Genomic DNA, 11,768 nt, shown 5'->3' on the forward strand with positions numbered 1-11,768 from the left:
TTTATCTCATTCTTTTAGCGCATAGTTACGTATTCTTCCGCACTAGTCGGGTGTATAGCCACACACGCATCAAAGTCTGCTTTAGTCGCCCCCATCTTAATCGCAACGCCAAAGCCTTGTAGGATCTCATCCATACCAAGACCAATGCCATGCAAACCAACAACGCGCTCGTTGTCTCCCGCACACACAAGTTTCATCTTGGTCATTTGACGGTGCTCTGTGACAGCTGTATACATAGCGGCAAAGCTTGAGTTATATACTTTCACGTTTTCTTTGCCATATTGAGCAATCGCCTGCTCTTCTGTCAGACCCATAGTACCAATTGCCGGGTGGCTGAATACCACTGTCGGGACATTGGTGTAGTCCATCACTACATCTGTCATACCATTAAACAAACGCTCAGCTAGGATACGGCCTGCTTTAACTGCAACCGGAGTCAGCTCAACTTTACCAATGATGTCACCTAAGGCATAAATACCCGGAACATTGGTTTCGTGGTGTTCATTAACCGGGATATAACCATACGCATCACGCTCAACGCCTGTTGCTTCGATGTTAATTTTGTCCGTGCTTGGTGTACGACCAATGGCCCAAATGACACAGTCCGTTTCGACCTTGTTGCCATTTTCGAACTCAAGTACAAGACTGCCATCAGCTTGCTTTTCTACTTTTTTCGGTGTGCTGTTTGTCAGTAATTCAATGCCATCTTGCTCTAACATTTCGACCAAAGTCGTGGTGATCATGTCATCAAAATTACGCAGTGGTGCGTGTTTGCGAACCGCTAACTTAGTTTCTGTACCTAAGCTGTTGAGTACACCTGCTAATTCAACGGCAATATAACCGGCACCGACTACGACTGTGCGTTTTGGTTGTTCATTCAAAGCAAAGAAACCATCTGAATCAATACCTAACTCAGCGCCTTCAATTTCTGGCCAAGTAGGACGGCCACCGGTAGTGATTGCAATATGGTCCGCCGTGTACTGCACACCGTCTACTTCAATCGTTTTGGCGTCAACAAACTTTGCAAAACCGTTAATTACCGTCACATTATTGTTCGCTAATACACGATCATAAGAACCGTGAATTCGCTTGATATAAGCTTCGCGGCTTTCAACTAGCTTGGCCCAGTCAAAGTTATTTACCGTCACATCAAAACCATAATCCGGGCTGTACTTGTGAATTGCTTCGGCTACTTGCGCACCAAACCACATGGCTTTTTTAGGTACACAGCCCACGTTAACGCAAGTGCCACCCATTGCTTTCGCTTCTACCAACGCAACCTTTGCGCCACGCATCGCCGCGCGATTTGCCGATGCAATACCGCCGCTACCGCCACCAATTGCGATATAGTCAAAATGTGTCGTCATAAATCTGATCCTGTAAAATTACAATGTCGTAAGGATATGGGCTAAGTTAAGTAAATCCAAATAGAAAAACTAGATAGTCGTCATCGATTATTCATTTTAAACCCGTTTTATTATAGGTTAGAGCCTTGTAATTAGCTGTTAGAGTTACTATTTACAACGTATACGTTAATACCGCACAAAACTATTTCCCATTGGCATCTAATCTGCCTTCGTTTTCTGAGTTTTGTGTGAGGCACATAAACAAAAAGGTAAAGGCCATTATGTCCGAATCAGTCAATCCATTATTAGTTGAAAGCCCATTACCCGCCTTCTCACAAATCAAACCTGAGCACGTCAAACCAGCAATCGAAGCACTTATAAAGGATTGCAAAAAGGCCATCGAAACTGCCGTCAGTGCTGACAAACACACTTGGCAAACACTCGTCGAAGATGTTGAGCGAGCTGATAACATTCTTTCAAAGGCGTGGTCTCCGGTATCACACATGAACTCGGTGATCAGCAGTGATGAACTTCGCGAAGCTTACGAGTCGTGTTTACCAATGTTAAGTGAGTACGGAACTTGGGTTGGCCAGCACAAAGGCTTGTTTGAGGCGTATCAAGCGTTTGCACAGTCAGCCGAGTTCGACACTTTGTCTGGCTCACAAAAGAAAGTTGTCACCAATGCATTACGTGACTTTAAATTGTCGGGCATCGATTTGGCACCGGAACAACAAAAGCGCTATGGCGAAATTCAATCGCGTTTGTCTGAACTAAGTTCACAGTTCAGCAACAACGTTTTAGATGCTACCCACGCGTGGCAAAAAGTCATCACCGATGAATCTGAGCTAGCAGGCCTTCCGGATTCAGCAAAAGCCGCTGCAAAACAAATGGCTGAACACAAAGAGTTAGACGGCTGGTTATTTACGCTTGATTTCCCAAGTTATTTACCAGTGATGACGTATTCAGATAATGCCAAACTGCGTGAAGAAATGTACACAGCCTTTACCACTCGAGCATCTGAACAAGGCCCAAACGCAGGTGAGTTTGACAATACTCAAATAATGGAAGAGATCATGGCATTGCGTCACGAAGTCTCCAATTTATTGGGGTTTGACTCTTACGCACATAAATCGGTCGAAACTAAAATGGCCGAATCTCCTGAACAAGTACTTGGCTTTTTAAATGAACTAGCAGAAAAATCGGTTCCACAAGCCAAAAAAGAAGTCGAAGAACTACGTCAATTTGCTCAACAAGAATTTGGTGTAGATACATTAAATCCATGGGACTATGCCTACTACGGTGAAAAGCTAAAACAAGCGCGTTACGCCATTTCTGATGAGCAATTGCGCCCTTATTTTCCAGCAGACAAAGTACTTTCTGGTTTGTTTACCACGGTTAACAAGCTGTTTGGCATAACCGTCAAGCCTCATCACGACACGGTCGATGTTTGGCACAAAGACGTTCAGTTTTTTGACATTTTTGATGATGAAGAAGAGTACCGTGGTAGCTTTTTCCTAGACCTTTATGCCCGTGAGAAAAAGCGCGGTGGAGCTTGGATGGACGACTGCCAAGGTCGAATCAAATTTTCGACTGGAGATTTGCAAAATCCAATCGCATATTTGACCTGTAACTTCAATCAGCCAATTGGCGACCAACCAGCGCTATTTACCCACGACGAAGTTGTGACCCTGTTCCACGAGTTTGGCCACGGCATTCATCACATGCTGACTCAAGTAGATGAAGCAGCGGTATCTGGTATCAATGGTGTCGCTTGGGATGCCGTAGAGCTACCAAGTCAATTCTTAGAAAACTGGTGTTATGAAGAAGAGGCCCTTGCTTTTATCTCTGGCCATTTTGAAACCGGCGAGCCGCTACCAAAAGATTTGTTAGATAAAATGCTAGCGGCCAAGAACTTCCAATCAGCAATGATGATGGTTCGTCAGCTTGAGTTCAGTCTTTTTGATTTTCGTATTCACCATGAGTACTCACCTGAGCAAGGTGCTCGAATTCAAGAGATTTTGGATCAAGTAAGATCAAAAGTCGCCGTCGTCGTGCCACCTAAAACAAACCGTTTTCAGCACAGCTTTGGTCATATTTTTGCGGGTGGTTATGCTGCCGGCTATTACAGCTACAAATGGGCTGAAGTACTGTCTGCCGATGCGTTTGCTAAATTCGAAGAAGACGGTATTTTCAATCAAACGACAGGCCATAGATTCTTAACCAACATCCTAGAGCGTGGTGGTAGCCAAGAACCAATGGAACTGTTCAAAGCGTTCAGAGGACGCGAACCTCAGATTGATGCTCTATTGCGTCACTCTGGTATCGAAACTGAATCGCAGGCAGCGTAATGCTGTCTGCTTGTAAAAGAATAAAAATAAATTCAAATGTCATCTGAAACCTTAAAAAACTTAGAGTCCTTTGAGGACATTATTGCCCGCGCCGCTGAGCGCAAAGGCGGTCGCTCTATTGTGATGGCTATGGCAGGTGCTAACGAGCCGAAAATCGATGTCAGCAAAATTCCTGACGACCGGTGGCTCGCACAATTTAGCAAACAGATATTTCAAAGCGGCTTTGTGTGGCGTGTCGTCGAGCAAAAATGGCCTGGTTTTGAGGACACCTTTTTTAATTTCGACATCGAAAAAATGCTGATGATGCACGACGAGATGTGGGAACAAAAATGCAAAGATGAACGCATTATCCGCAACGGCAAAAAAGTCATGACCATCAAAGACAATGCCCAAATGATCTATGAAGTCGCTGCAGATCACGGTTCATTTGGTCGTTTTGTCGCTAAGTGGCCAAAAGACGATGTGATTGGGCTGTGGAATTACCTCAAAAAACACGGCGCTCGCCTTGGTGGAAATACTGGTCCTTATGCCCTTCGTTTTTTGGGTGTGGATACTTTTTTAATAAGTCGTGACAATGAAGCTTATTTTAGGGCTTACAAGCTGATTGACGGTGGCATTAACACTAAAAAATCCCAAAGCACCATTCAAGCCTGTTTTAACCACTGGCAAGCCGAAACTGGCTTGTCTTTCAATGCTTTGAGCCGTATTTTGTCGTTTTCAGTTGGTGATAACGTGGTGGGAATTCGTTGATGAAATTTTATCATTGGCAGTCAGCACCGTTAGAAATCATTGAACTGGCAGATAAGTTTGGTTGGCAGAAAATGAGCCACCAGCCTGTGTATCAAAAAGGTCAAAACGAGCTACACGCCGTATTCGATGATGACAAGCTTTGTCTGACGATCGATGGCAAAAGCAAAATTTCGGTTGATTTTGTTAGCGGTGCGAATGCGCATAGACATAAGTTTGGTGGTGGCAAAGGCCAGGCTATTGCTAAAGCCGCCGGACTTAACAAAGGCGCTACTCCTTCAGTGCTTGATGCAACAGCAGGGATGGGTAAAGACGCGTTTGTACTGGCCTCGCTTGGCTGTAAGGTAACTTTAGTCGAGCGCCAAATCCCGGTTTATATGATGTTAGTCGACGGCTTTAGACGAGCACGAGAAGATGACTCGTTACCTTGGTTTGACGAACGAATGAGCCTGATCAATGCGCCTTCTCAAGAGGCGTTAGCTAATGCCATTGAACAAAAACATCAATATGACGTGGTGTATCTCGACCCAATGTTTCCGCATCGAGAAAAGTCCGCCGCCGTCAAAAAAGACATGGCGATATTTCAAACGTTTGTTGGTACCGATGATGATGCCGATGAGTTATTGCCATTAGCGTACGAGCTGGCATCTAAACGTGTTGTGGTGAAAAGACCCGACTATGCGCCATTTTTAAATAATCAAACGCCGAGCACAAAAATCGAAACCAAAAAGAACCGCTTCGACGTATATGTAAAAGCAGCAATGAAATAAGCCAATTTAATTCTCATGTAGGCATTTGTGGTCTACCTTGATATCTACATGAGTTAAAACGTTTTTATCAATTATTAAGGAAGCAAGATGATTTCAGTAAACGACAGACTCCCTTCTGCCCAATTCCAACACATGGAAAACGGCGAAATGAAAACCACCAGCACAGAAGAATTATTCGCTGGCAAAAAGGTAGTAATGTTTGCCGTACCTGGCGCATTTACTCCGACGTGTTCAGAAGCTCACTTACCGGGTTTTGTTGCTAACGCAGACAAAATCAAAGCAAAAGGCGTTGATAGCATTATTTGTGTGTCGGTAAACGATGCATTTGTAATGTCGGCTTGGGGCAAATCACAGAATGCAGAAGAGTTAATCATGTTAGCCGATGGCGGTGCAGAGTTTCACGAAGCTGCTGGTCTAAGCATGGACACTGGTACATTTGGTGGTGTACGTGCGGTGCGTTACTCGATGATCGTTGAAGATGGCGTAGTGACTCAACTGAATGTCGAAGCACCAAAAGAGTTTAAAGTGTCTGATGCCGAAACAGTGCTAGCACAGCTTTAATAACTAAAGTATCTGACAGAAACAAAAAAGAGGCTAAAAGCCTCTTTTTTTGATCCAAGATTTTACTTTTCGCTTTTTAGTCTTGGTAAATACATCCCTGCCAAAACAGCAATAAAAAACAAGATAAAGTCCCAGTTACCACTTGCAAGCTGAACCACTCCCGGCCCAGGGCAAATTCCACTAATCCCCCAACCAAGCCCAAATAAAGCGGCGCCTATAATCAACCTCGAATCAATATTCTTGAATTCAGTCAGGTCAAAGTGTTGTCCAAACATTGGTTTAGTTTGCTTTGATACACGCCACCACGCCAACATCATCACCACCATGGCACCAGCCATGACTAAAATCAGACTTGGATCCCAAGCTTTGCCGAAGGTTAAAAAGTTTAAGACTTTATCTGGATTAGTCATCTGGCTGATGATCAATCCCAATCCAAACACTAGACCTATAAAAAACGTACCTATTTGCTTTATCACTCGCTATCCCCTCTTTAGGCCAAAGTCATTACGATATTAAGTTCGCAACGATAATAGCAACAACCATAAAGACAATCGTCGCTACCCAGGACCGGCCAGAAAAGCGTGACATACCGCACACACCGTGACCACTCGTACAGCCATTCCCCAAAGTGGTTCCTAAACCTACAGCGAGTCCAGCCACAACAATCAGCCAAGAAGGTAAACGCAATTCTCCTTGCATCCATTGCGGTGCAAAAACACTGGCTAACACGCCCGCTGTGATCAAGCCCACAACAAATGATAGTTTCCAGCTATTATCAGATTTAAATGGCTTAAACAGCGCCTGTAGCACACCTGACACACCTGCGACTTTGCCATAAAGTAACAACAAGGCGGCACTGGCTAAGCCAATTAACGCACCACCTATCAATGCTGTTACGGGAGTAAATTCAGTTTCCACATTGGCCCCCTAAATTACAGTTGCCATGTAATGGAAGCACCAAAGCCAAATTGGCTCATTGACAGCTCAACTTGCTGGTTAGGAGCCAAAAAGTTCGAACCACTAACGTTTTTTTCCGGTGAGTAAAAAGCCGCAAAGTTGATTGCAACATCATCGCTCAAGTTTTGCGTTAAACCTGCAGTGACATGCCATTCCTGCACTCCAGGAGCGAGAATGTTAAAAAGAACTTCTGAGTTAGGAATAGGTTGCTCACCGTATGATAATCCAGCACGTAGAGCCTGTTCTGGCGTGCGTTGCCATTGGTAGCCTAGCTTAACAATTTTCATGTCTTGCCAACCAAATCCTGCGCCATTATCGGCTCCTAGTAGCGCCGCCATAATGTTGCTCATTGGGTTTGCAACACTGGCCACCTCACTGTAATTAATGCGTTGCCAATCTAATAGGATTTGGTGTTGTGAATTGATTTGATACGCCACACCAACTTGGTAAGAACTCGGTAAATCAAACCCGCCTTGTTCTGCAAATAACCCTTGGTATTTATCAAATTCAGACATGCTAACCGATGAGCGGTAGCTCGCACCTAAGTCTAGGCCTGGGCTCACTTGATGTTGAATGCCCAATTGAAAGCCAATACCCGTAGATGTGTCAGAACCATTGTTTGAAACCGATGCAGGTGCGCTAGAGAATCCGGCAAAGCTCGCCACACCCGTTGCCTCAAATTGCTGAACCACAAATACTGGAGCAAAACCAACACGAGTACTGTCAGAAACCTGATAACTTGCTGTAGGGCTGATGAATACTTGCTTTAAGTCAACGCCAGTTGTACCCGCGTAAAAAGTCCCAGGGTTTCCTTCATTCGCAGCGTATTCTGTATTCATACCACCATTGGCGTAAACCGTAAGGCCTAAATTCCACTGATCGTTAAGGTCATAACCCACAGCAAATTCAGGAATTAGGAAGTAGTCGTTTTCACTTTTTTGGCCAGAGCCAGGTAAATAAAACCCACCTTCAGCAAAAAAGTCGACGTCAGATACTCGGTATTCTCGGCTTGGAGAGAAAAGATCTAAACCTGTAGAAAACTGTGTTCCTTTAACCGCTAATGCAGCCGGATTATTGGCCGCTGACATAACATCATTACTAACTGCAACACCCGCTCCGGCCATGCCTTTGTGGGTCATGCCGTAGCCATGAGTAAAGTAGCCATTAGTTGCCATTACTGACGTAGAAGAAAAAACAGATAACAATGCTGCTACAGCAATAGTAGACGCTTTTAAACGCGTAGTTTTATTTGAAGATATTGAATTTTTTAACGATTTCATTACTTAAGCCTGATGCTGCAGGTTTCCCTGCAGCCCTTACAATCACTAATTTATTAGCGATAGCTTAAGTAAGATTTAATATTACAAAAAGGAACAAAAACTAATTTGTTATTCCTATTATTTATACTTAAGAGGAGTTAAACGGAAGTCTTTGATTTTTGGATATTTCGGTAACTCGCATAGCTATATACCACCAATGCGGCCCATATAAACCCAAATGTAACCCAACGGTCTTGGCCAAACTCTTCACCGTACACAAACACCGCAAGAATGAACATCAAGCTTGGACCAATGTATTGGAAAAAGCCTAAGGTAGAATAATTTAGGCGTCGTGCCGCCTCTACAAAACACAAAAGTGGCGCTGTAGTGACTAAACCAGCACCCACAATCAAGGCGTTAATCGTCCAAGTATTGTCGAGTAAGTTAGTGGCGCTGCTAGAAGCAAACACAAACCAATACACAAACGCCGGAACAATCATCACCAACGACTCAATCAACAATCCCGGCATTGCATCTACCGAAACCGTTTTTCGGATCAATCCATAAATAGCAAACGACACCGCCAAACTTAACGCAATATAAGGGAACGAGCCAAAGGTCACCAACTGAATAGCAACACCAGTGACGGCCAAGGCAACAGCCACATACTGCAGTTTAGACAAGCGCTCTTTTAAAAACACCATGCCCAATGCGATGTTTAATAATGGGTTGATGTAATAACCCAAGCTAGCATCTAAAATATGGTCATTGTTAATCGCCCAGATGAATAACCACCAGTTAAACCCGAGTAAGCTCGCACTGATAAACAAAATCGATAATTGCCTACGGCTTGCAAAAATGGCTTTTACTTTGTGTAGGTTATTGCGAAGCCCAATAATGACGACGAGTAATAGCGCCGACCAAATAATTCGATGCGCCAAGATCTCAAGTGACGGCATAAATTGAAGTTGTTTGAAAAAGATGGGGGCAATGCCCCACATTGTGTATGCGAGCATCGCATAAATAACGCCTTGTTTGGCTTGGTCGTTCATTAACTATCCTACTAAGTATGTACCGGTACCAAAGGCAATCTGGTCGCCTTTTTGATTGTGTAATTCCATTCGGCAAACACAAACTCGACTGCCCGAACGAATGAGCTTTGCTGAAGCGATAAATTCGTCACCACGACCAGGACGCAAATAATCGGTGCGTAAATCAATCGTGCCTACGCGTTTGGTGAACTCGGCTAATTCTTTATCTGATTCCATTTCAATATTGGCTATTCGACTGTAAATCGCCAAAATTCCACCAACCGTATCAAGTGCTGTTGCCGTTACTCCGCCGTGAAGAATTTTTTGAAGTGGATTGCCCATCAGTTTGTTGTCCCACTGAAAGCGAATTTCAGCTTTGTCGTCTTCACAGACAGTGATGTTAAGACCAATATTGACGTTAAAATTCAAATTGTTAAAAACCTGTACTAACCAAGCTTTTTTCTGATCGTTAGAAAGCATATTTTTCCCTGCCCTGTTGTGAGGGGATGATGGTACAATGAGCACCATTGAGAGTCACATCAAAAAAAGTAAAAGTTTGTCTGAATTTTTTAATACTACCGCCAATACTCAACCTGTACCCACGCGTGAGCTTAATACTGTAGATTCATCTGCGGTAACTTACGGCAGTGCTCAACAAGTACTGAAACAAGTATTTGGTTACGATGCGTTTCGCGACGGCCAAGAAGCGGTGATCAGCGCGAGCCTATCAGGTCAAGACACTATGGTATTGCTACCAACAGGCGGCGGTAAAAGCCTGTGTTATCAAATTCCGTCACTGTTACTCGACAAAGTAACTATAGTCGTAACGCCGCTACTTTCTTTGATGAAAGACCAAGTAGATCAGCTATTAGAGCTTGGTATTCCTGCAGGATTTGTTAATAGCCAACAAACTCGCGAACAACAAATGCAGGTAATGAATCAACTGCAACACAACGAAATCAAAATTTTGTACGTGTCGCCAGAGCGATTGCTGCAATATCAATTTATGGAGCATATTCGCTTTTGTGGTGTAGGCCTGTTTGCGATAGATGAAGCGCACTGTTTATCCCATTGGGGACATGACTTTAGACAAGATTATTTACGCCTAAATTGCATTAAACCGCAATTTCCAGATGTGCCTATTATGGCGTTAACGGCCACCGCCGATCGCGCTACACGTTATGACATTGCTGCGCAACTGCAACTACAATCACCATTTGTACACACAGGCAGCTTTGACCGTCCTAATTTGCGTTACACCATCGAAGAAAAGTTTAAACCACTCAGTCAGCTGATGATGTTTTTAAAGAGCCAGACGGATCAGTCCGGCATTGTGTACTGTTCGAGTCGCGCTCGAGTTGACGATATTACCGATAAATTGGCGAACAAGGGGTATCGCGTAGCCGCGTATCACGCTGGTTATGACACAGCGCATCGCAATCACGTGCAAGAGCAATTTCAGCGCGACAACATCCAAATCGTCGTAGCGACCGTTGCCTTTGGGATGGGAATTAACAAGCCCAATATTCGATTTGTTGTTCATTACGATCTGCCAAAAACCATCGAAAGCTATTACCAAGAAACTGGGCGTGCTGGTCGTGATGGTTTGCCTGCCGAATGCTTGCTGTTTTTTGATTCGGGTGATGTGCCAAGAGTTAAGCGTTTGATTGCCGATAATCCTAACGAAGACAGAGTTAAGGTTGAGACTCAACGATTTAATGCAATGGTTGCGCTGGCCGACGCTCAAACTTGCCGTCGCCAAGTTTTGCTCAATTACTTTAACGAATACAGTGAAGAAGCCTGCGGTAACTGTGACATTTGTCTCGATCCACCTAAATCATTTGATGCAACAGTCGCAGCACAACAAGCGCTGTCTTGTATATACCGCTGTGAGCAACGCGTCGGTATTGGTCATATCATCGATGTATTGCGCGGTAGTCATAACAGCCGTGTTAAAGATTTGGGTCACGATCAGCTCTCGACCTTTGCCATTGGTAAGTCACAGAGTCATGAATTTTGGATGAGTATTATTCGCCAACTCATTCACCGCGGTTTTGTTGAGCAAGACATCAGTCGAAACAGTCAGTTACTACTGACGGACAAAGCAAGACCTATTTTAAAGGGTGAAATTGCGTTAATGCTGGCAGAGCCTAGAATCGGCCGTAAGGTATACGACGACAAACCTCTCGTGGTTAACTACGACAAGCGTCTGTACGCGCGTTTAAAGAGCTTGAGAAAGTCTTTAGCAGAAGAGCACGACGTTCCACCATTTGTGGTGTTCAGTGATGCGACCCTGACTGAAATGGCGAGCCGCCTTCCAATCAACCCAAGACAACTATTAGCTATCTCGGGTGTTGGCGAAACGAAGTTGGCTCGTTATGGTGATGCGTTTATTCAGGTTATTACTCGTCACTTAGAAAGCTAAAAGCTCCTTCAACGCCCACCAAGTACAACTATTTAAGTGATGCGTAATAAGCCGCTAAGTTTTCCATATCTTGGTCGGTTAACATAGCTGCCATAGGTGCCATAATTGGGTTTTTGCGTTCACCCGATTTGAAGGCTTTTAATTGCTGAACAATATAGGCTGGCTTTTGACCTGCTAAATTTGGGTAAGTTGGTATTGCACTGATACCATTTGCCCCATGGCATGCCGCGCAGGTTGCAGATTTTGCTTTACCCGCTTCGACATCAGCAGCACTTGCCTGAGTCGAAAAGGCTGCGATTGACGTTAACATAATGAATAATGCAG

General features: G+C 44.1%; 12 protein-coding genes. 5 read left to right on the plus strand and 7 right to left on the minus strand.

Translation table 11 applies throughout. The features are described 5' to 3' along the window. Positions 1-14: 14 nt before the first annotated feature. Positions 15-1,367, minus strand: coding sequence for a glutathione-disulfide reductase (gorA, locus tag J1N51_RS08240; RefSeq protein WP_208830249.1), 1,353 nt, complete (start codon positions 1,365-1,367; stop codon positions 15-17). A 260-nt stretch (positions 1,368-1,627) separates the two neighbouring features. Between gorA and prlC the strand changes: the two genes are divergently transcribed. The 4 genes from prlC (at position 1,628) to J1N51_RS08260 (ending at position 5,772) form a co-directional block, all read left to right on the plus strand. Further along, positions 1,628-3,694, plus strand: coding sequence for an oligopeptidase A (prlC, locus tag J1N51_RS08245; RefSeq protein ID WP_208830251.1), 2,067 nt, complete (start codon positions 1,628-1,630; stop codon positions 3,692-3,694). A gap of 36 nt (positions 3,695-3,730) precedes the next feature. After that, positions 3,731-4,444: a DNA-3-methyladenine glycosylase I gene (locus tag J1N51_RS08250; RefSeq protein WP_208830253.1), complete on the plus strand. Its 714-nt coding sequence runs from the start codon at positions 3,731-3,733 to the stop codon at positions 4,442-4,444. Next, the gene (locus tag J1N51_RS08255; RefSeq protein ID WP_232842769.1) at positions 4,444-5,211 is read left to right on the plus strand and encodes a class I SAM-dependent methyltransferase; all 768 of its coding nucleotides are present in this window, start codon (positions 4,444-4,446) and stop codon (positions 5,209-5,211) included. The genes J1N51_RS08250 and J1N51_RS08255 overlap by 1 nt, the downstream gene beginning before the upstream one ends. Before the next feature lie 87 nt (positions 5,212-5,298). Then, positions 5,299-5,772: a peroxiredoxin gene (locus tag J1N51_RS08260; protein ID WP_208830255.1), complete on the plus strand. Its 474-nt coding sequence runs from the start codon at positions 5,299-5,301 to the stop codon at positions 5,770-5,772. 62 nt (positions 5,773-5,834) lie between these two features. Here J1N51_RS08260 and J1N51_RS08265 read toward each other — a convergent pair whose 3' ends face one another. The 5 genes from J1N51_RS08265 to J1N51_RS08285 all read right to left on the minus strand — a co-directional run bounded on the left by J1N51_RS08265 (position 5,835) and on the right by J1N51_RS08285 (position 9,499). After that, positions 5,835-6,245 carry a DUF6691 family protein gene (locus tag J1N51_RS08265; protein ID WP_208833376.1) on the minus strand — a complete coding sequence of 137 codons (411 nt, stop codon included), beginning with the start codon at positions 6,243-6,245 and terminating at the stop codon, positions 5,835-5,837. Positions 6,246-6,276: 31 nt separating this feature from the next. Then, positions 6,277-6,690, minus strand: coding sequence for a YeeE/YedE family protein (locus tag J1N51_RS08270; RefSeq protein WP_208830257.1), 414 nt, complete (start codon positions 6,688-6,690; stop codon positions 6,277-6,279). A gap of 14 nt (positions 6,691-6,704) precedes the next feature. After that, a complete protein-coding gene (locus J1N51_RS08275) occupies positions 6,705-8,009 on the minus strand; it encodes an OmpP1/FadL family transporter (protein WP_232842770.1) in 1,305 nt (434 codons plus the stop codon). Between the two features lie 137 nt (positions 8,010-8,146). After that, entirely contained in the window at positions 8,147-9,040 is an 894-nt protein-coding gene (gene rarD / locus J1N51_RS08280) for an EamA family transporter RarD (protein WP_208830259.1), read from the minus strand. 3 nt (positions 9,041-9,043) lie between these two features. Then, positions 9,044-9,499 (minus strand): thioesterase family protein, encoded by a 456-nt coding sequence (locus J1N51_RS08285; protein ID WP_208830260.1) that lies wholly within the window; start codon positions 9,497-9,499, stop codon positions 9,044-9,046. A gap of 37 nt (positions 9,500-9,536) precedes the next feature. On the opposite strand from J1N51_RS08285, the gene recQ reads away from it, so the two are divergent. Beyond that, the gene (gene recQ, locus J1N51_RS08290) at positions 9,537-11,444 is read left to right on the plus strand and encodes a DNA helicase RecQ (RefSeq protein ID WP_208830262.1); all 1,908 of its coding nucleotides are present in this window, start codon (positions 9,537-9,539) and stop codon (positions 11,442-11,444) included. A gap of 28 nt (positions 11,445-11,472) precedes the next feature. Here the strand turns inward: recQ and J1N51_RS08295 are convergent, their stop codons facing one another. After that, a complete protein-coding gene (locus J1N51_RS08295; protein ID WP_408635901.1) occupies positions 11,473-11,754 on the minus strand; it encodes a c-type cytochrome in 282 nt (93 codons plus the stop codon). Positions 11,755-11,768: the final 14 nt, after the last annotated feature.

The sequence above is a fragment of the Psychrosphaera ytuae genome, from assembly GCF_017638545.1.
Classification (GTDB): Bacteria; Pseudomonadota; Gammaproteobacteria; order Enterobacterales; family Alteromonadaceae; genus Psychrosphaera; species Psychrosphaera ytuae.